Here is a 19,687-nt window from a genome sequence, read left to right on the forward strand (position 1 = left end):
CGGCATCATCCCTTCGTCGGTGTCGCGCTTTCGCGCAGTGACCCGGCCAGCCGGGTCAGCGTGCTGTGCAATGTGGACAGCTCGGCCACGGACAGCCCGGTGGCCGCCGCCAGCGTCGCGGGTATCTTCCGGGCGCGGCGCCGCAGCGCCGTACCACCCGGGGTCAGGTGGACCTCGACGACGCGCTCGTCGCCGGCGGACCGCTCGCGGGTGACCAGGCCCGCGCCTTCGAGGCGCTTCAGCAGCGGCGACAGCGTGCCGCTGTCGAGGTCGAGGGCCGCGCCCAGCTCACCCACCGTGCGCCCGTCGCGCTCCCAGAGCAGCAACAGGACCAGATATTGCGGGTATGTGAGGCCGAGCGGGTCGAGCAGCGGACGGTAGAGCGCGTTGGCCGCGCGGGCCGCGTTGTGCAGCGCGAAGCACACCTGGTGCCGCAGCAACAACTCCTCGTCCACGTCCCTCACCGTAGCGCGCAATTCAATTGCGCACAACTTGTCCGGGCGGGCCGGTGACTCTACCGTCCTCCCATGACGCTGCTCGCGGACCTCGTGGCCGCCCTCGACTCCGGCACGATCGAGGTGGTCGACCTCACCGCTCCCCTGTCCTCGCGGACCCCGATCATCGCGCTGCCCGAGCAGTTCGGGCAGACCAGCCGCTTCGGGCTCGCCCAGATCAGCCGGTACGACGACGCCGGCCCCGCCTGGTACTGGAACAACTTCACCAGCGGTGAGCACACCGGCACCCACTTCGACGCGCCGATCCACTGGGTGACCGGCCGCGACCTGCCCGACGTCTCCCGCGTGCCGGCCGGCGACCTCGTGGCGCCGGCCGTGGTGCTCGACTTCACCGCCCGGGTCGCCGGCAACCCCGACGCGCTGCTGGAGGTCGCCGACATCGAGGCGTGGCAGGAGGAGCACGGCCCGCTCCCGGCCGGCGGGTGGCTGCTCGTCCGCACCGGGTGGGACGCCCGCGCCGACGACGACGCGGCGTACCTCAACGCCGGCCGCACCCCCGGCATGTCGGTGGCCTGCGCGAAGTGGCTGGCCGAGGAGGCGCCGGTGCGGGGTGTGGGCGTGGAGACGGTCGGCACGGACGCGGGCGCGTCCCACTCGTTCGACCCGCCGTTCCCCTGCCACTCGTACCTGCTGGGCGCCGGCAAGTACGGCCTCACCCAGCTGCGCAACCTCGCCCAGCTGCCACCCACCGGCGCGGTGCTGGTGACCGGCCCGCTGCCGATCGTGGACGGCTCCGGCAGCCCCTGCCGCGTGCTCGCGCTCGTCGAGCGGTGAACGTAGCGGAGGCGGTCGGCCACGCCCTGGCCGAGCGGGGCGTGCGGGACGTGTTCGGCGTGGTGGGCAGCGGCAACTTCCACGTGACGAACGCGCTCGTCGCGGCCGGAGCCCGCTTCCACCCCGCGGCCCACGAGGGCGGCGCGGCGAGCATGGCCGACGGGTACGCCCGCGTCTCCGGCCGCCTCGCCGTGCTGTCCGTGCACCAGGGCCCCGGCGTGACCAACGCGCTGACCGGCGTCGCCGAGGCGGCCAAGAGCCGCACCCCGCTGGTCGTGCTCGCCCCGGAGGCGACGAACCCACACTCCAACTTCCACATCGACCTGCCGTCCCTGGCCGCGTCGGTGGGCGCCACCTTCCGGCGGGTGACACCATCCACTGTGTACACAGATGTGGCGTGGGCCTGTGCGGCCGGTCAGACGGTGGTGTTGGGGTTGCCGCTGGACGTGCAGGGCCTACCGGCCGGCCCCGTTTCCGCCGGCGTGCCACCGGTTTCGCGGGATCTACCGGCCGGCACCGTTTCCGCCGGCGTGCCGCCGGATGCGCGGAATCTTCCGGCCGGCACCGTTTCCGCTGGCGTGCCGCCGGTTTCGCCGGACGCGCCGGGTGTCGGGTCCCTTGTGGACGCTCTCGCGGCGGCCCGGTGGCCGGTCTTCATCGCCGGCCGCGGCGCCGCCCGCCGGGGCGCGGCCGCCCGCACCGCGATCGCCGAGCTCGCCGCCCGCCGCGGCGCCCTTCTCGCCGTCTCCGCCGCCGCCCGCGGCCTGTTCGCCGGCGACCCGTGGTACCTCGACGTGTCCGGCGGCTTCGCCACCCCGCTCGCCGCCGAGCTCATCGCCGGCGCCGACCTCGTCGTCGCCTGGGGCAGCACCCTCAACATGTGGACCACCCGGCACGGCCGTCTGATCCCGCCCGGCGCCACCGTCGCCCAGGTCGACACGGACCCGGCCGCGCTCGGCCGGCACCGCGCGGTCGACGTGCCCGTGACCGGCGACGTGGTCGAGGTGGCCCGTACCTGCGCCGACGCGCTCGGCCACCACGCCGGCTGGCGCACGCCCGCGCTACGAGCAAGGATCGCGGCCGAGGGCCGCTGGCGCGACGTGCCGTTCGAAGACACCACCGCGGACGGCCGTATCGACCCGCGAACGCTGAGCATCGCGCTGGACGACCTCCTCCCCCGCGAACGGACGGTCGTCGTCGACTCGGGCAACTTCATGGGCTACCCGGCGATGTACATGTCGGTGCCGGACGCCGCCGGCTTCTGCTTCACCCAGGCGTTCCAGTCGATCGGCCTGGGCCTCGCCTCTGCCCTGGGCGCCGCGGTCGCCCGCCCCGACCGCCTGACGGTGGCCGCGCTGGGCGACGGCGGCTTCCTGATGTCGGTCGCCGAGCTCACCACCGCCGTCCGCCTGGGCCTGCCACTGCTGGCGGTGGTCTACGACGACGCCGCGTACGGCGCCGAGGTCCACCACTTCGGCCCGCACCGCCACCCGCTCGACACGGTCACCTTCCCGGACACGGACCTGGCCGCGACCGCGCGCGGCTTCGGCTGCGAGGCCCTGACCGTCCGCACCGAGGCCGACCTGCGCGGCGTCCACGCGTGGCTGGCCGGCGACCGCACCCGCCCGATGGTCGTGGACGCCAAAGTCGTCTCGACCGAGCCGTCCTGGTGGCTGGAGGAGGCCTTCCGCGGCCACTGAGGTTATCCACAGATCGATCCTGGCCGGTTGCTCAGGCGAGCCTCGTCGGCGACAGTCGCCGAATGAACCCGGAACTGCGGGCCCTGCTCGACCGCAATGGCGGCGTCGCGACGCGCGACGAGGTGTGCCGCGTGGTGCCGACCTGGGTGCTGGAGTGGGCGTGCCGGGTCGGCGACGTGCGCCGGCTCCTTCCGGGTGTCTACGTGGACGGCACTGTGGCCGGCGAGCCCGCGGTGCTCCGGCAGGCAGCCGTGCGCTATGCCGGCGGGCGCGCGGCGATCAGCCATACGACCGCCTTGGACGTGTGGGGGCTGCGGCCCGCCGATCGTGACGAACCGGTCCACGTCAGTGTCCCTTTCGGGGTGCGGCTGCGCTTTCGCCAGCTGGTAGTGGTTCACCAACGCCGAGGCCTGCGGATCGAGGCACCGGACGTGGTCGTCCGCCGCAGCCTGCCGGTCACCCGTCTGGAGACCACGCTCGTCGATGCGTGGCCGCTCCTATCACCCGACCAGCGACCGGCTCCCGTGATCACGGCCGTCAGTGGCCGCCTCACCACGCCGGAGCGAGTCTTGGCGGCGCTGGAAACCGCGCCCCGACTCACCGACCGAGCCACGATGCGCGTATTGCTGGACCGCCTCGCCGCGGGTTGCCACAGCGCCCTCGAAATCTGGGGTCACGACCATGTGTTCGCGGGACCCGGCATGCCGCCGTTCGAGCGTCAAGTGCGGGTGCGCCTCGGTGGGCGGACGTTCTACCTCGACGTGTGGGCGCCCGAGGAGCGGGTTGACTTCGAGTTGGATGGCGTTGCTTCGCACGGATCCCCCGACCAGCGGGAGGCGGATCTGCGGCGAGACGCCCAGTTGGCAGCGCACGGGATTCAGGTGGTCCGCTTTACCCACCGACGATTGTTCTTTGAGACGGATGTGGTGCGGCGGGAGGTCCTGGACGTCCTCACCGCCGCCGTGGCGCCGCATGATCGGTAGCCCGCAACCTGTGCGACACGCCGGGAAGACTCCGGTTTCCGGGCTAACGATCAAGAAGTCGGTCAGGCGGGTGGGCGGTTTCGGAGGGCGATGACTGTGGCGCCCTGGTGGAGGCTTGTGGCTAGGGAGCCGCGGGCGCCGTCTACGCCGTCGCGCAGCGCCTCCAAAAGCTCGCCGGCCTTCATCGCGCGGCCGAACAGGTGGCCCTGGCCGGCCGTGCAGCCCAGCTCCCACAGGGCTTGGCGCTGGTCGGCGGTCTCGACGCCCTCCGCGACCACGGTCAGGCCGAGCGAGCGGCCCAGCTCCACAGTGGAGCGGACCGCGGCGGCGGCCTGGGCGGAGGTGCGCATCGCGGCGACGAAGGTGCGGTCGATCTTCAGCTCGTGCACCGGGATCTCGGAGACGACGGAGAGCGTCGAGTGGCCGGTGCCGAAGTCGTCGAGCGCGAGACGCACGCCCGCGTTGCGCAGGCCGGTCAGCACGCGCTCGACCGCCTGGAGCTGGCCCACCGAGGCGGTCTCGGCCAGCTCCAGCACCAGCGAGCCGGGGTCGAGGTGGTGGGCGCGCAGCTCGTCGAGGACAAGCCCGGGGAACGCGGGGTCGAGCAGGCTGTGCGGCGACACGTTGAGCGCGACGGCCAGGTCGAAGCCGGCGGACCGCCACTCGCGGAGGCCGAGGAGCGCCTGGCGCAGCACCCGGGCGGTGAACGCGCCGAGCAGGTCGGAGCGCTCGACGATGGGCAGCCACTGCTTGGGCAGCAGCACGCCGTGGCGGGGGTGGGCCCAGCGGGTGAGCGCCTCGGCCGCGACCGCCTCGCCGCTGCCGAGGTCGACGATCGGCTGGAAGCGGACGGTGAACTCGCCCTCGGCCACCGCGCGGGCCAGCTCGCCGCCGAGCGAGAGCTGGCGGTGGTCGGCGGTGTCGCGGCCATGCTGGTAGTCCACGATGGACACACCGGCGCGCTTGGCCTGGTACATCGCGACGTCGGCGCGGCGCAGCAGCTCGCCCGCGCTCACGCCGGGGCCGGCGAGCGCGATGCCCGCGCTGGCCTGCACCGTGACCTGCATGCCGGCCAGCGCGACCGGCTCGCGGAGGCAGTCGAGGATGCGGCGGGCGCGGTGGATCGCGGTGGCCGGGGCGGGCAGGTTGTCGAGCAGGATCGCGAACTCGTCGCCGCCCAGCCGGGCCACCACCGCGCCGTTGTCTTTCGCGGCCGCCTCGAGCCGGCCGCCGAGGTCGACCAGCAGCTGGTCGCCGAAGGCGTGGCCGAGCGTGTCGTTGACCTCCTTGAACCTGTTGAGGTCGACGAGCGCCAGCGCGCGGGTGCCGCTGCCCGGGCGCTCCTGCGCGGTGCCGAGGAGGTCGAGCAGGGCACGCCTGTTGGCGAGGCCGGTGAGCGGGTCGCGGCGCGCGTCGTCGGCGTGCCGCTCGGACTGCTGGTGCAGCTCGGCGTAGGCGCGGGCGTTGAGGATCGCGGTGGTGAGCGACGCGCCGAACGCGCGCAGCGTGCTCTCCTCCCGCCCCTGGATGCCACCGGTGGTCGGTGGCAGGGCGAGCCGCAGCACGCCGATCGCGCTGCCGTCGCGGCCGCCGAGGAGGCGGCTGGCGGTCAGCGTGGCCGGCGGGGGCGCCGCGCTGGACGGCCCGTCGTAGAGCACGCCGTCGGCGTCGGCGCGGACCAGCCGGCACGGCTCGACGTCCCAGAGCTCGACCTGGGCCTGGCGGGCGCCGAAGACCGCGACCGCCCCGCGCGCCGCGGTGCGCAGCACCCCGTCGAGGTCGACGCCGTTGAGCGCGTCGGTGGCGGCGGCGAGCTGCTCCCAGGTGGTGCGCTCGGCGCGCAGGTGCAGCCGGTGCATGTAGACGAGGTAGACGACGAGCTGGGCCGGCGGGATGGCGATCAGCAGCCCGGGGTCGAGCCCGACGAGCGCGAGGGCGGCGCCGGCCAGCAGGACGGAGGCGACGTTGAGCGCGAGCCGCACGTCGAGGTCGGTGCGGAAGATCTGCGCCCAGGGCCGGCCGGTGGCGAGCACCAGCGTGGCCAGCATGATGATCTCCTCGACCGCGATCAGCGCGACCGCGGCGAGCAGCAGGGCCGGCGGGTAGACGCTCCACGGCTGGGTGAGCAGGTCGCCCTCCAGGGAGGGGCGGACGCCGGCCAGCCACACCGCGTATGTCGCCGCGGTGGCGGCGAGGATGTCCTTGCCGCTGTTGTGCAGGGCCTTGTGCGCGGAGGCGCCGTTGTGGCGGACCACGAGCCGGGCGGCGGTGACGCCGGCGGCCGTGCAGACGATCGCCCACGCGGGCGGCAGCCCGAGCACCAGCACGAGCAGGAACGCCGAGGAGGCGCTGAACCGGATCTGCGTGCGGATGCGGACCGGTGCCGAGCAGGCGACGCCCACACCGGCGAGGCTCACCGCGACGACGAGGTAGATGACCTCCGCCGGCGGTGGGACGGTCAGATGGGCGATGGCCCAGGCCACGCAGCCGGCGGCCAGAAACAGGACGAGACCGGTCAACAGCCGTAGCTGCCCGGTCTCACCCTTCCGCACGCCGACCTGTCCCTTCCACTGTGGAGGGTTTCCATCGACCGATTGACATCCGGTCAGGTTACCGCAGCGGAGAGTGAGATCGACACCCCGGGAGAGGCTCAGCCCCAGTCGATGTTGCGCCGCATGGCCGTCCTCCCTCCGTGTCGCCCACAGACACGGTAGGGAGAGTTCGCCCCGGAAAGGAAGGTTAAAACGTCCCTTGCACCAGACTGAGCCTATTCAGACCGATCTGTGCCATAACGTCATGTTGCCGCCACGCTCCGCAACCGCGCTGGGCCGCGCCCGTCACCCGGGAGGGACCACGCGCGGTAACCCTCAATCGGCACTTTACCCAGCTCACGTCACACAGGCATCATGGGTTTCACTTAGGAGGGGATCCCATCGACGGATGATCGCGGCCCGTATCGACGAGGTTCTACCAGATACCCGCGGTGACCTGGCACCCACAGTGCACTCCGGACCCAGAGCCGGTAACGAACGCGTGACGGCCGCCCGGTACGCTCGCGCGGTGGAGGATTCGGGTGCGTTACGGCGGCGTGGCCGTCCCCGGGACCCCGATATGGAGACGCGGGTCTACAGCGTCGTCGTCCTGGTGTTCGCCGAAAAGGGCTGGGCGGGCTTCACGCTGGACGAGGTGGCCCGCCGTTCCGGCGTCGGAAAGGCCTCGGTCTACCTGCGGTGGCGCGACAAGCGGGAGCTGCTGCTCGCGGCGATGCGCGCCCGGCTGGAGCCGTTCCAGGGCTGGACCCACACCGGCGACCTGCGCGCCGACCTCAAGACCATGGCGCGGTACGTGTTCCACATGTACTGGGGGTGGGCCGGCCTGGCGATCATGCGGCTCTGGCTGGACGCCCGCACCTACCCCGACCTCTTCGCCGACCTGCGCGACTTCTACCTGTTCGGCAGCGTGCGCACGGTGGAGGCGATGATCGCCGCGGCGGTCGACCGGGGCGAGCTGCCCGAGGGCACCGAGCCCGCGCTGGTGCTGGGCACGATGTTCGGCGTCGCCACCGTGCAGGTCTCGATGGCGCCGCCCGCCCCGGGCGAAGACGTGACCGCCCGCACCGAGGAGTACGTCGACCGCCTCGTCGACATGGTGCTCGTCGGCCTCCGCGGCGGCCACACCCCAGGCCACCAGACCACCGTTCGCTAGACCACCCATGCGCTAGACCACCGACCGCTGGGCCACGCCGCTTGGATCGGCCGGGTTTCGCCTGGTCAGGTACTGCGGGATGGGGGCCCGGTCCGAGCCCGTGTCGCGCACCTTGCCGTAGCGCAGCGGGCCCCACCCGCCCTGGCTCGGTCCGCGGGACAGGTCGGCGTTCACGTCGTTCCAGCTGGTCGGCCCGACCGCGAGGTCGTAGTCGGCCGAGGCCTGGGGGACCTCGTTGTGGTGCAGCGTGACCGCGCCGTCGAGGTAGTAGTACTCGACCAGCCACATCTGCTGCGCGCCCGGCGGCACCCGCGCGGGGTTGCGGTCGGGGTGGCCCATCCAGGTCGCGCCCGGGTACGGCCCCGGCATCCGGTCGTCGAGCCGCAGCCCGCCGCCGGAGCCGGCGTGGAAGAGCTTGCCGGACAGGCCGGTCCAGGTGGGCATCGCGATCTGGCCGCCGCAGTTGTAGTACGCCACGGACCAGCGCACCGCGAAGTAGCCCTCGCCCTCCAGCGTGACCCGGTGCCCGCGCTGCCGCAGGGCCACCTTGTCACTCCGGTCGAAGCGGTCGAAGGTGCCGCCCACCGGGGCCACCTTGCCACCCTCGGGGCGGCGCGGCAGCGGGCCGGGCGCGCGGTCGGCCGGCGGCGCCGGGTCGGGAGCGTCCACATTGCTCCCGTATCCGGGCTTGGGCGCGATCTTCGCCGGCACGGGCGCCCGCTCCTCGGCGACCTTCCCCCGCTCCCCCGGCTTCAGCTCCCACGGGCTCGGCGACGGTGCCACCGCCGGGGCGGTCGCGGGCGGCGGCGCGGCCACCTCGTCCGGCGCGGAGGGTCCGTGCGGCACGATCAGGTACACGATGCCGACGGCCAGGACCACCGCGCCGGCCAGCAGCCCGCCGCGGACGCCGGGGCGCGCGGAGATGGTCTCCCGGGCCTGGTCCAGCCAGCGCTCGAGGGCGCCGGGCGCGTCCGGGTCGGTGTGGGCCGAGACGTCCGCGGTGGCCTGGGTGACCACCACACCGTGCGGTCCGCCGAGCCGGGCCACGAGTTCCAGGGGTACCGGCAGCAGCGCCACACCGGCGAGCAGCCGCTCGGCCGGCACCTGGTCGGCCCAGTGGCGCCCGCACTCCGCGCAGCCCTTGGTGTGGCGGATCAGCCGTTTGCGCCACAGTGGACTGGGCTTGGCGTCCCAGCCTTCGAGCATGTCGATGAGCTCGGTGCAGTGGCGGTCGGACCACAGCGCCCGGACTACCGCGCGGGCGCCCTGGAGCTGGGTCTTCATCCGCTGCACCCGCACCGCCGCGTGCGGGCCGGTGAGGCCGAGCGCGGCGGCGAGCTGGTCGCGGGTCAGCTCGCCGGCGGCCTCCTGCCACCACAGCGCGAGCAGCCGCCGGTCGCCCACGTCGAGCCACCGGGTGGCCTCGGCGACCTCCTTGCGCTGCCCGGTCAGCCCCAGCTCGGTGATCGTCGCGTCGACGAAGTCGGCGGCGGGGTCGGCGAGCTGGCCGGCCTCGTCCAGGTCGGTGCCGCGGGCGAGCATCTCCTTGCGCGCCCGCGCCCGGGCCCGTACCTGCTGCATCGCGATCGCGACGAGCCAGGCCCGGAAGCGGCTGCTGTCGCGCAGGCCCTTGAGCTTGCGGACGACGCGCAGCATGGTCTCCTGCACGACGTCGTCCACGTCGGCATGCCCGTCGAGCGCCCGGCCGACGATGTTGTACACCAACGGCAGATGCTCGGTGACGAGGTCGTCGAGCGACCTCTTGTCACCGTCGCGCGCCGCGGCGACCGTGGCGGTGTCGACCACCACCTCGAGCCGCGCGTGCCTCCCCATGGACACCACCTCGCCGGATCGCGGCCGTCCCCGTCCCCACACGGTGACCGTCGCCGTCCACAGGGCAAGCTAGTTTATTGGACGGCACCTGTCCATAATTATCCTGCAACTTGCGTCCCAACGGTCACAAGCGCACCAAACGCCACTCACTCCCGCGCGGCATGCCGTCCGACCCCTCCCAGCAGCACAGATAGGCGGTCTTCGACCTGGTGCGCGGTGCCCGAACCGGTCATGATCGCCGCCGGGCAGTCACCGGTGTCGACCAATAGTGTCGGAAAGGCGACCACGTTCAGGCGACGTACCCGGGCGAAGTCGGCCTCCGCGGCCCGCAGCGACCACGGGTGGTCGAAGCCGGCCACCACCGCGGCCGCGTCCAGCCCGTACTCCTGGGCGATCCGCCGGTGCGTCTCCGGCTCGGCGAGGCTGCGCCCGTCGACGAAGAACGCCTCCTGCATCGCCGCGGCCAGCTCCACCGCCCGCTCGGGCGCCGCCCGGCGCAGCGCCGCGAAGCCCCGCGCGGCCGCGGTGGAGTTCATCACGAACGAACCGTCCGCGGTCAGCCGCTCGTACCCGTCGCCGAACCAGGCGCCGGTCAGCTCCGCGATCCGCCGGTTGGTGGCGCGCACGTCGCCCAGCTGGCGGATCGGCACCCGCGCCGACCCCACGTACAGCCCTCCGCAGAGGACCTCCACGCGGGTTTCGGGATGGGCGGCGGCGACGTCCACCATGGTCTGGGCGAAGCCGTACGACCACGCACAGTAGCCATCGAACACGTAGATGAGCCCACGCTCGTTCATCGGTCCCCCAACGACCTTCAAACGCTGTGCCGGTGTACACGTACCGCGGGGCAATACAGATGATCAGCGTCAGGAAAATTTCTCGTTTCCGTTCAGCCGCTCGCGCCCGCCGTCCGTATTTCCGGACATGACGGCGATGCTGGGCTACGACGACCCCCGCGGCGGCCCTTACTACCCGCCCGGCCCGGGGTCCTCGCCCGGCCCGGGATACGCGCCTGGCCCGGGATACTCGCCCGGCCCGGGATACTCGCCCGGCCCGCACCAGGAGCCGTGGCCGGGGCCGCGCACGTACCCCCGGCACCGCGCCGACCTGCCACCGGGCACGGTCTGGGACGAGCCACCGCAGGAGCGGTCCCGCCGTCGCGGGCCGGGCCGGCTGCTGCTCGCCGGCCTGCTGATCGCCGCGTTCTCGGCCGCCTCGGGCGGAGCCGCCGGCTGGTACGCGTCCCTCTGGGCCAACGTCCAGCAGACGCCCCGCCTCACCGCCGACACCGCGGTGCCGGAGGTGCTGGTCGGCGCCGCCGAGGAGGCGCTGCCCGGCGTCGTGTCGATCGAGGTGGTGGGCGACGACGAGGCGTCGTCCGGCTCCGGTTTTGTCATCGACGACCAGGGCCACATCATGACCAACAACCACGTCGTGGAGTCCGGCGGCCGGATCACCGTGGTCGGGCAGGACGGCGAGGAGCACACGGCGCGGCTCGTCGGCCGGGTCGCCCGCACCGACATCGCGGTGCTGCGGGTCACCGACGGCGCGGAAACGCTGCGCCCGCTGTCGCTGGGCCGCAGCACCGACCTCAAGGTGGGCGAGCCGGTGCTCGCGGTCGGTTCGCCGCTCGGCCTCTCCGGCAGCGTCACGGCCGGCATCGTGAGCGCGGTCGACCGCCAGGTGCGGATGGGTGACGCGGGGAGGCAGTCCGCGGTGCAGACCGACGCCTCCATCAACCCCGGTAACTCCGGCGGCCCGCTGGTCAACGCGAAGGGCCAGGTCGTCGGCGTGAACACCGCGATCGCCACCATCGACGGCAACGGCAACATCGGCATCGGCTTCGCGATCCCGATCGAGCGCGCCGCGCAAACGGCCCAAGAGATCATCGCAGCCGCCTAGACTGCTCGGGTGGGAATCGTCTCGCCCGGCTTTCGCGGCCGGCCGCGTTCGTCCAGGCCCGAGCTGCCGCCCGGGCAGTACCTGACCGAAGACTTCCCGGTGCTCTCCGCCGGCCCCACGCCGCGCGTGCCGATGGACCGCTGGGAGTTCGTGATCACCACGGAGACGTCCCGCGAGCACCGCTGGACGTGGGCCGACCTGACGGCGCTGCCGAGCGATACGCCGACCGTCGACCTGCACTGCGTGACGAAGTGGTCCAAGCTCGGCACCACCTGGCGCGGCGTCTCCCTCGACACCCTGATGTCCGATGTGGACAGCGCCGCCGACTACGCGTTCGTCCACTCGTACGGCGGCTACACCACCAACCTCCCCCTCGCCGACCTGCTCGACGGCCAGGCCTGGGTGGCGTACGAGTACGACGGCGAAGACCTCGCCCCCGAGCACGGCGGCCCCGCCCGGCTGCTCGTCCCGCACCTGTACCTGTGGAAGTCGGCGAAATGGGTGCGCGGCATCCAGCTGCGCTTCGACGACGAGCCGGGCTTCTGGGAGACGGCCGGCTACCACGACTACGGTGACCCGTGGCGCGAGCAGCGATACCAGGGCGACTGACCTGGCGGGTCGGCAAGCTGGCGGAGGCCCGCGCCGAGACGCCGACCGCGCGCACGCTGGTGCTCGACGTGCCCGGCTGGCCCGGCCACCTCGCCGGCCAGCACGTCGACGTGCGCCTGACCGCCGACGACGGATACAGCACCCAGCGCAGCTACTCGATCGCCGCGCCCGCCGACGGCGACCGGGTGGAGCTCACCATCCAGGCGGTGCCCGACGGTGAGGTCTCCCCGTACCTGACCGAGGTCTTCTCCCCCGGCGACCCGGTGGAGCTGCGCGGCCCGGTCGGCGGCTGGTTCGTGTGGCGCACCACCAGCATCGACCCGGTGCTGCTGGTCGGCGGCGGCTCCGGCATCGTGCCGCTGATGGCGATGATCCGGGCGCGCCGGGCGGCGGGCAGCCGCGTCCCGTTCCGCCTCATCTACTCGGTGCGCACCCCCGACGACGTCTACTACGGCGACGAGCTGCGCCGGCGCGCCCGCGACGACGCCGGCCTCGACGTGACGTTCGCCTACACCCGGGCGGTCCCCGACGGCTGGCCGCACCCGCCGCGCCGGATCGGCGTCGCGGACGTCAACACCAACGGGTGGCCGGCCGCGCTCACGCCCGACTGCTACGTGTGCGGCCCGACCGGATTCGTCGAGACGGTCGCCGACATCCTCGTCGCGCTCGGCCACGACCCCCGCCGCGTGCGCACCGAGCGCTTCGGCCCGACTGGAGGATAAAGATGAGCGACCCCCACCTCGACGGCAACGCGCTCGCCGGCCCGCTGCGGGAGATCTTCGCCGTCGACGTCACCTCGGCGACGAGCCGCTGCGCCGCCTGCGGCCAGACCGGCGCGGTCGCCAACCTGCACGTGTACCCCAACGCGCCCGGCCTCGTCGCCCGCTGCCCCGGCTGCGAGGAGGTCGTGCTGCGGATGGTCCGCACGCCCGACGCGGCCTGGCTCGACCTGCGCGGCGCGGTCTCGCTCCGCTTCCCGATGTGACGTGTTCGCGACCGACCTCGGCGGCGGGGCCGAGCTGCGCCCGCTGGAGCCGTGGCAGGCCGAGGAGTTCCTCGCCCACATCGACCGCGCGCGGGAGGCGGTCGACCCGTGGATCCCGTGGGCCAGCCGCAGCACCGACCTCGACTCGGCCCGCGCCACCCTCCAGGGCTACGCCGACAAGCAGGCCGCCGACGCCGGCCGCCTCTACGGCATCTGGCTCGACGGCACGCTCGTGGGCGGCACGATGTTCGTCCACTTCGACGCGGCGGCCGGCACCTGCGAGATCGGCTGCTGGCTGGAGCCGGCCGGGCAGGGCCAGGGCCTGATCACCCGCGCCGTGCGCCACCTCGTCGACTGGGCCGTGCGGGTCCGCGGCATCCACCGGATCATCTGGCAGGCCCGCCCGGACAACACCGCCAGCCGAGCCGTCGCCCAGCGGCTGGGCATGCGCCTCGACGGCGTGCTGCGCGGCGAGTACCTCTACAACGGCGTCCGCTACGACACCGAGGTCTGGTCACTGCTGGCCCCGGAGTGGCTCGGCGATTCCTGAACCCTATTTTTGCCCCCGTCCGCGTCACCTGCGGACCGTATGCTCCCGGCGGGCTCCAGGTCCGCGGGACAAGCCCGACCCCCAGGCGCCGCGAAGCGACGCCCCAACAGAGGCCGCGGTCCGGTCGCTGCCACTCACCCGGACATCCCGAGACGCACGGGGTGACAGGACCGGCAAAGATCCCCGGCACTACATGGATTTCGCGCCCGCACAGGGTGGCCCGGCTCTCGCCGGCCACCGTCTGCGACGCCGCGTCAGCAGGCTCAGCCCCTCGACTTGCCGCTTGTCCCTTGCCCTGCGGTTTCGGCTTCGCTTGTGGTTGCGGTTAGTGCGCCTCCGGCGGGGCCTCGGGCTCCGGCCGGGCCGTCCCCGGCTTGCTCACCCTTCTTGGTGGGTGGTTGCGGTGTTCGCCGTGCCGTATGCCGTCGTCCAGGCTAAGCCGAGCAGACCAGCGCCGGGACCGCCAGCCTTTGTCTGATCCTCACCGTTCGCGGGTCGTGGCAGCCCCGGCGCTGGTCCGCTCCCCTGGCGGGTGGACGACGGCATACGGCACGGCTCGGGCTTCGCACGCTGGCTGCGGCAAGAGGCGGGGCCGGCCGCAGCGGCGCGTCATGACCGTTTCAGCCGACTACTTGCAGGCAGATCCTTTCCCCGGGTCCGCGTCAGCGGTAGACCGTATGCTCCCCGCTCGCAAGGTCCGCTTCGGTCACCGGGCTATCAGTTACACGGCGTCACCGGCCGGGACCGAGAGCTTTTGAGATCTAGGACAGTTAGGGTTGATATGGCGCCCTAACTCTCCAAGATCTCGAATCGTGGCCCGCGCGCACGGCGGTGGCGGTTACTCAGGGCGACGACGCCCTGTTTGATCTCCCACCGCCTGTTCGGCAACAGGCATTGTGGACAAACAACGCCGCACCGCGCGGCGTGGGCCGCGCATCCGCGGAGGCAACGGGGTGACCGCGACCAACAGCGGACGGGTGAGGCCGCGGGAGCAACGGTCCGGACCACGACGGGCGTCGCGGTAGCTCAAAATCTCGAACCCGGTCTTCTGGACGCGGGCCGGCACCAGTCGCTGATCTTGGGGCCGGCCAGGCCGAAGAGCAGGGCGCCGTAGACCGCGACCGACAGCCAGGCCTGGCCCGAGCCCACCCGGTCGGTCGCCGCGCCGACGACGACGAGCACGACGTTGGCGGCGCACACGAGCATCGCCAGCGTGCGCCCCCGTGCCCAGCCGACGAAGACGCCGACGCCGGCGACCACCTGCGCGCCCGCGAGCAGGATGGCGAAGATCGCCGCCGCGACGACCTCGTCCTCCTCGCCGTGGGAAACCGCGTCTTCCACCAGCAGGGCGGCGACCACCGCGCCCAGCGCCCCGAACAGCACGAGCAGGATCGAGACGATCCACACCGAGGCGGGCCGGCGGGCCGGCCGCTCCGGCTCGGGGCGCCGGTAGCGCGGGCGGAGCGGCGGCTCGCGCCCGGTGCCGTTGTCGTCAGGCATCGGGCGCATGCTATCCCGGCCGCTCTACTGTGGACTACCCCAGCGCCCGGTACGGCGTGAGCACCTGCTTGGCCTTCGCGGTGGGGTTGGTGGCGGCGGCGATGGAGTCGAACATGGCCCGGCCCAGCACCGCGTGCGCCTGCACGGCCGGGTGGGTGGCGCCGAAGTTCTCCGGCTCGGCCAGCTTCTCGGCGAAGAACGCGTACGTGAGCACCGGCGCGCCGTCCGTGCCGAACATGATGCCGACCTCGTGCCGCGACGCGCCCTGCGTGGGGTTCTCCGCACCGTACTTGGTGGCGACCCGGCTCCGCTCGTTCGACGACATGTTGCGCCGGACGCCGTCGTGGTAGCCGTTGACCCACCGGGTGACGCGGAGCAGGAAGTCGCACGACGCGGGCGAGAGCAGCGTCTTGTTGGCCAGCCGCCACAGCAGGTCGTGGGCCTCCCGGGGCGTGGTGACGCCGAGGAAGAACCGGTTGGGGTTGGCCACGGGCTCGACCCGCGTCTTCACGAAGCCCTTCGCCGCGAGGATGTCGTTGATCTCGAGCGCCGGCGCGACGCGGCCGCACATGCGCACCGCCGTGTTGTCCGAGACCAGCAGCATCGCGGTCAGGAAGTTGGCGATCGTGATGTCGTCGCCCCACACGCCGTGCAGGTGGTAGATGCCGCTGCCGCCGAGGATGATGTCGGCCGGCAGGTCGAGCTTCTGCCCAAGCGTGAGCTGCCCCCGGTCGACCTTGTCGAGCACCGCGGTCGCCACGAAGAGCTTCTGCACGCTGTAGCCGTTGAGCACGTAGTCGGCGTCGTCCTCGACGAGCGTGGTGAGCGCGCCCGCCGCGTCGACGGCCGCCACATGCGAGTGCCAGGTGCCGCCGGCCTTGACCTTCTGCCGCTCGTAGACGTTCGCGACGCGACGCGTGCCGCCGGCCTCCGCGGCCTGTGCCGGCCCGCCGGTCGCCCCGACCGCCGCCGCTCCCGCGGCCACGGTCGCCCCGAGCGCCGCCCGCCGGCTGATTCCCCCGCGCATCAGAAAACCTCCCCGATGATCGTCGATGAACCTGGGCGAGAGTACCGGACCCGCCCGGTTAACTGGGCAGTAACATACGGCGGAGGGCACGCGACGGCGGGGCCCCGCAGAAACGCGGAGCGGCGCGAAGCGCAGGGTAGCGTTTTCGTGGGTGCGAACGGGAGGCGACCGGGTGGATCGGCGGCTGGAAGGGAAGGTCGCGCTGGTCACCGGCGCGAGCCGGGGCATCGGGTACGCCGTGGCGGAGCGGCTCGTCGCGGAGGGCGCACGGGTCTGCCTGACCGCGCGCAAGGCCGAGCCGCTGCTCGAGGCGGCCACCGCGCTCGGCGGGCCCGACCGGGCGATCGCGGTCGCCGGCAAGGCGGACGACCCGGAACACCAGGCCGAGGCCGTGGTGCGGGCGGTCGAGTCCTTCGGCAGCCTCGACATCCTGGTCAACAACACCGGCATCAACCCGACGTTCGGGCCGCTGCTGGAGACCGACCCGGGCGCGGTACGCAAGGTCTTCGAGGTGAACGTCTTCTCGGCGGTCGCCTGGGTGCGGCACGCGTACGACGCGTGGCTGGGCAAGAACGGCGGCGCCGTCGTCAACATGTCGTCGATCGCGGGGCTGGGCGCGGCGCCCGGCCTCGGCGTGTACGCGGCCAGCAAGGCCACCCTCATGCAGGTCACCGCACAGCTCGCGGTCGAGCTCGCGCCGGCCGTGCGGGTCAACGCGGTCGCGCCGGCCATCGTGAAGACGCAGTTCGCGACCGCGCTCTACGCCGGCCGGGAGGAGGAGGTGTCGGCCGGCTACCCGCTGGGGCGGCTGGGCCAGCCCGGCGACGTGGCGGGAGCGGTGGCGTTCCTGGCCTCGGCGGACGCCGCGTGGATCACCGGGCAGACGCTCGTGATCGACGGCGGCCGGACGCTGGTGACGGGCCTGTGACGCCGGGCCTCGACATCGCGCGCCTGCGGGCCTACCTCGACACCGAGCACGCCGGCCTGCGCGACGGCGAGCTGCGCGCCGACCTCATCCCCGGCGGCAAGTCCAACCTCACCTACACGCTGCGGGACGACTCGCACACCTGGGTGCTGCGCCGCCCGCCGCTCGGCCACGTACTGCGGACGGCGCACGACATGGCCCGCGAATACCGCGTGATCAGCGCCCTCGCCCCGACCGCGGTGCCGGTCCCCCGCACGCTCCTGCTCTGCCCGGACGCGGAGGTGATCGGCGCGCCCTTCTACGTGATGGAGTTCGTCGACGGCACCGTCTACCGCACCGCCGAGCAGACCGCGGCGCTGGGCGCGGAGCGGGCGGGCACGCTCGCGTTCACCCTGGTGGACGTCCTCGCCGACCTGCACGAGGTCGACGCGGAGGCCGTGGGGCTCGGCGACTTCGGGCATCCGGCCGGCTACCTGGAGCGGCAGGTGCGCCGGTGGAAGGGCCAGCTCGACGCCTCCCGCAGCCGCGACCTGCCCGGCGTCGACGAGCTGCACACCCGCCTCGCGGAGAGCGTGCCGGCGGAGAGCGGCGCGAGCGTGGTGCACGGCGACTACCGCCTCGACAACGTCGTGGTCGACGCGGACGGGCGGGTCGCCGCCGTGCTCGACTGGGAGATGGCCACGCTCGGCGATCCGCTCGCCGACCTCGGGCTGCTCCTCGTCTACTGGGACGGGCTGGCCCGCATCGGCGGCAACGCGGTCGCCACCGCGGTCAACCCGGCCGCCGGCTTCCCGCCGGGGGCCGCGCTCGCCGCCCGCTACGCCGAGCGGCGCGGTGCCGACCTCACGCGCCTGCCGTGGTACACCGCGTTCGGGTTCTTCAAGCTCGCGGTCATCGCCGAGGGCATCCACTACCGCTTCACGCGGGGCAAGACCGTCGGCGCCGGCTTCGAGCAGATCGGCCAGATCGTCCCACCGCTGGTCGCGTACGGGCACGCCACGCTGTCGGAGGAGGCCTAGATGGACTTCGGGTACGACGACAAGACCGAGGAGATGCGCGCGCGGCTGCTGTCCTTCATGGACGAGTTCGTGTACCCGGCCGAGCCGCTCCTCGACGAGCAGGAGGCGGCCGGTCCACAGTGGACGACACCGCCGATCGTGGAGGAGCTGAAGGAGCGGGCCCGCGAGCGCGGCCTGTGGAACCTGTTCCTCCCGTCGATCGGGCTCACCAACCTCCAGTACGCCCCGCTCGCCGAGATCACCGGCCACAGCCCGATGCTCGCCCCCGAGGCGCTCAACTGCGCCGCGCCGGACACCGGCAACATGGAGCTGCTCGCCGAGTTCGGCAGCCTGGCGCAGCGCGAGCGGTGGCTGGAGCCGCTGCTTTCGGGGCGCATCCGCTCCGCCTTCTGCATGACCGAGCCGGACGTGGCCTCCTCCGACGCCACCAACATCGCCACGAGCATCACCCGCGACGGCGGCGACTACGTGGTCAACGGCCGCAAGTGGTGGTCGACCGGCGCGATGAACCCCCGCTGCGAGATCTTCGTGGTCATGGGCCGCACCGACCCTTCCGCGCCGCGTCACCGCCAGCAGAGCATGATCCTGGTACCGCGGAACACGCCCGGCGTCACGGTGCGGCGCGCTATGAAGGTCTTCGGGTACGACGACGGCGCCCACGGCGGTCACGCGGAGATCTCCTTCGAGGACGTGCGGGTCCCCGCGGAAAACCTGATCGCCGGCGAGGGCGAGGGCTTCGCGATCGCACAGGCCCGGCTCGGTCCCGGCCGCATCCACCACTGCATGCGCCTGATCGGCATGGCCGAGCGGGCCCTCGCGCTGATGTGCGAGCGGGCGAGCCAGCGGGTGGCGTTCGGCCGCCCGATCGCGGAGCACGGCGTGGTCGCCGACTGGATCGCGGAGTCGCGGGTACGCATCGAGCAGGCCCGCCTGCTGGTGCTGAAGACCGCGTGGCTGATGGACACGGCGGGCAACAAGGCCGCCCACGCCGAGATCCAGGCCATCAAAATCGTCACGCCGGCGATGGCCGAATGGGTGCTGGACAAGGCCATCCAGGCCCACGGCGGCGGCGGCGTGAGCCAGGACTTCCCGCTCGCCCGCCTGTGGACCGCCGCCCGCACCCTCCGCCTGGCCGACGGCCCCGACGAGGTACACCGCGCCGCCCTGACCCGCCGCGAACTGCGCCACCACACCCGGACGTAGCTGCCGCGGGCACCGCGCGGGCCGCTGTCACCCGCGCGCTCCGTTGGTCTGCGCGACGAGCTCCGCCCGCTTGGGTCGGCGGCTTGCCAGGGCTCGCCGAAACCCCGACCCGCGCTGCCATTCCGCGCGACAAGGCCACAAAGGAGCCAGGTTTCTGCTGACTCACGGTCCGGGCTGGCCGCGACGGGGTGTGCACTTGATCGACGTGAGCGGAATGCGGTGACTTCTCATGCGATCCATTCATACAAAGATCCCCACATGATCGATCACGGCTCGGGACAGAAATTTGGCGGCGACTGCGGGACAATTTGGTGAATGCGGCAGCTGCAATTGTTTACCTCGGCCGCGCTCGCCAAAATGCGTGACCGGACCTTGCCGCGCCGCGACCGCGGGTTCGCCCCAGGGTGCGGCGTCAGTTCCATGGCGAGGTCCGCCGCTGCTTTCCCATCGGTGCTGA

Annotated in this window: 18 protein-coding genes; 12 read left to right on the plus strand and 6 right to left on the minus strand. The window is 72.8% G+C overall.

Annotation, left to right across the window (positions count from 1 at the left end; all coding sequences use genetic code 11):
• Positions 1-5 precede the first annotated feature (5 nt).
• Positions 6-455 carry a MarR family winged helix-turn-helix transcriptional regulator gene (locus ACTMTJ_RS04050; protein WP_441214677.1) on the minus strand — a complete coding sequence of 150 codons (450 nt, stop codon included), beginning with the start codon at positions 453-455 and terminating at the stop codon, positions 6-8.
• Positions 456-527: 72 nt separating this feature from the next.
• On the opposite strand from ACTMTJ_RS04050, the gene ACTMTJ_RS04055 reads away from it, so the two are divergent.
• The 3 genes from ACTMTJ_RS04055 to ACTMTJ_RS04065 all read left to right on the plus strand — a co-directional run bounded on the left by ACTMTJ_RS04055 (position 528) and on the right by ACTMTJ_RS04065 (position 3,972).
• Positions 528-1,289 (plus strand): cyclase family protein, encoded by a 762-nt coding sequence (locus ACTMTJ_RS04055; RefSeq protein ID WP_441214678.1) that lies wholly within the window; start codon positions 528-530, stop codon positions 1,287-1,289.
• Positions 1,286-2,989 (plus strand): thiamine pyrophosphate-binding protein, encoded by a 1,704-nt coding sequence (locus ACTMTJ_RS04060; protein WP_441214679.1) that lies wholly within the window; start codon positions 1,286-1,288, stop codon positions 2,987-2,989. Before ACTMTJ_RS04055 ends, ACTMTJ_RS04060 begins: the two co-directional genes overlap by 4 nt.
• 62 nt (positions 2,990-3,051) lie before the next feature.
• Positions 3,052-3,972 carry a DUF559 domain-containing protein gene (locus tag ACTMTJ_RS04065; protein ID WP_441214680.1) on the plus strand — a complete coding sequence of 307 codons (921 nt, stop codon included), beginning with the start codon at positions 3,052-3,054 and terminating at the stop codon, positions 3,970-3,972.
• A gap of 62 nt (positions 3,973-4,034) precedes the next feature.
• Here ACTMTJ_RS04065 and ACTMTJ_RS04070 read toward each other — a convergent pair whose 3' ends face one another.
• Positions 4,035-6,524: a putative bifunctional diguanylate cyclase/phosphodiesterase gene (locus tag ACTMTJ_RS04070; RefSeq protein ID WP_441214681.1), complete on the minus strand. Its 2,490-nt coding sequence runs from the start codon at positions 6,522-6,524 to the stop codon at positions 4,035-4,037.
• Between the two features lie 559 nt (positions 6,525-7,083).
• On the opposite strand from ACTMTJ_RS04070, the gene ACTMTJ_RS04075 reads away from it, so the two are divergent.
• A complete protein-coding gene (locus tag ACTMTJ_RS04075; RefSeq protein ID WP_441214682.1) occupies positions 7,084-7,677 on the plus strand; it encodes a TetR/AcrR family transcriptional regulator in 594 nt (197 codons plus the stop codon).
• A 12-nt stretch (positions 7,678-7,689) separates the two neighbouring features.
• On the opposite strand, the gene ACTMTJ_RS04080 is transcribed toward ACTMTJ_RS04075, so the two are convergent.
• Positions 7,690-9,510, minus strand: a complete 1,821-nt coding sequence (locus ACTMTJ_RS04080) for an RNA polymerase sigma factor (protein ID WP_441214683.1) — start codon at positions 9,508-9,510, stop codon at positions 7,690-7,692.
• A gap of 146 nt (positions 9,511-9,656) precedes the next feature.
• Positions 9,657-10,307 (minus strand): DsbA family protein, encoded by a 651-nt coding sequence (locus tag ACTMTJ_RS04085; RefSeq protein ID WP_441214684.1) that lies wholly within the window; start codon positions 10,305-10,307, stop codon positions 9,657-9,659.
• A gap of 127 nt (positions 10,308-10,434) precedes the next feature.
• Here ACTMTJ_RS04085 and ACTMTJ_RS04090 point away from each other — a divergent pair, with 127 nt between their 5' ends.
• From ACTMTJ_RS04090 to ACTMTJ_RS04110, 5 genes are read left to right on the plus strand one after another with little or no spacing between them, the layout of a single operon-like run.
• On the plus strand, positions 10,435-11,412 hold the full coding sequence (locus tag ACTMTJ_RS04090; protein ID WP_441214685.1) for a S1C family serine protease: 978 nt from the start codon (positions 10,435-10,437) through the stop codon (positions 11,410-11,412).
• 9 nt (positions 11,413-11,421) lie between these two features.
• Positions 11,422-12,021 (plus strand): sulfite oxidase-like oxidoreductase, encoded by a 600-nt coding sequence (locus ACTMTJ_RS04095; RefSeq protein ID WP_441214686.1) that lies wholly within the window; start codon positions 11,422-11,424, stop codon positions 12,019-12,021.
• Positions 11,991-12,743, plus strand: coding sequence for a ferredoxin reductase (locus ACTMTJ_RS04100; protein ID WP_441214687.1), 753 nt, complete (start codon positions 11,991-11,993; stop codon positions 12,741-12,743). The genes ACTMTJ_RS04095 and ACTMTJ_RS04100 overlap by 31 nt, the downstream gene beginning before the upstream one ends.
• 2 nt (positions 12,744-12,745) lie before the next feature.
• A complete protein-coding gene (locus tag ACTMTJ_RS04105) occupies positions 12,746-13,006 on the plus strand; it encodes a DUF6510 family protein (RefSeq protein WP_441214688.1) in 261 nt (86 codons plus the stop codon).
• A gap of 1 nt (position 13,007) precedes the next feature.
• Positions 13,008-13,556: a GNAT family N-acetyltransferase gene (locus tag ACTMTJ_RS04110; RefSeq protein ID WP_441214689.1), complete on the plus strand. Its 549-nt coding sequence runs from the start codon at positions 13,008-13,010 to the stop codon at positions 13,554-13,556.
• A gap of 1,026 nt (positions 13,557-14,582) precedes the next feature.
• Here the strand turns inward: ACTMTJ_RS04110 and ACTMTJ_RS04115 are convergent.
• Both ACTMTJ_RS04115 and ACTMTJ_RS04120 read right to left on the minus strand, forming a co-directional pair.
• A complete protein-coding gene (locus ACTMTJ_RS04115) occupies positions 14,583-15,056 on the minus strand; it encodes a hypothetical protein (protein WP_441214690.1) in 474 nt (157 codons plus the stop codon).
• Between the two features lie 34 nt (positions 15,057-15,090).
• Entirely contained in the window at positions 15,091-16,083 is a 993-nt protein-coding gene (locus ACTMTJ_RS04120) for a serine hydrolase (protein ID WP_441214691.1), read from the minus strand.
• 151 nt (positions 16,084-16,234) lie between these two features.
• On the opposite strand from ACTMTJ_RS04120, the gene ACTMTJ_RS04125 reads away from it, so the two are divergent.
• The 3 genes from ACTMTJ_RS04125 to ACTMTJ_RS04135 are packed head-to-tail and all read left to right on the plus strand — an operon-like array spanning position 16,235 to position 19,230.
• A complete protein-coding gene (locus tag ACTMTJ_RS04125) occupies positions 16,235-17,011 on the plus strand; it encodes an SDR family oxidoreductase (RefSeq protein ID WP_441214692.1) in 777 nt (258 codons plus the stop codon).
• Positions 17,008-18,027, plus strand: coding sequence for a phosphotransferase family protein (locus ACTMTJ_RS04130; protein ID WP_441214693.1), 1,020 nt, complete (start codon positions 17,008-17,010; stop codon positions 18,025-18,027). Before ACTMTJ_RS04125 ends, ACTMTJ_RS04130 begins: the two co-directional genes overlap by 4 nt.
• Positions 18,028-19,230 (plus strand): acyl-CoA dehydrogenase family protein, encoded by a 1,203-nt coding sequence (locus tag ACTMTJ_RS04135; RefSeq protein WP_441214694.1) that lies wholly within the window; start codon positions 18,028-18,030, stop codon positions 19,228-19,230. It begins immediately after the preceding gene.
• Positions 19,231-19,687: the final 457 nt, after the last annotated feature.

Origin of the sequence: Phytohabitans sp. LJ34 (assembly GCF_052068095.1) — a bacterium.
Taxonomy (GTDB): Bacteria; Actinomycetota; Actinomycetes; order Mycobacteriales; family Micromonosporaceae; genus Phytohabitans.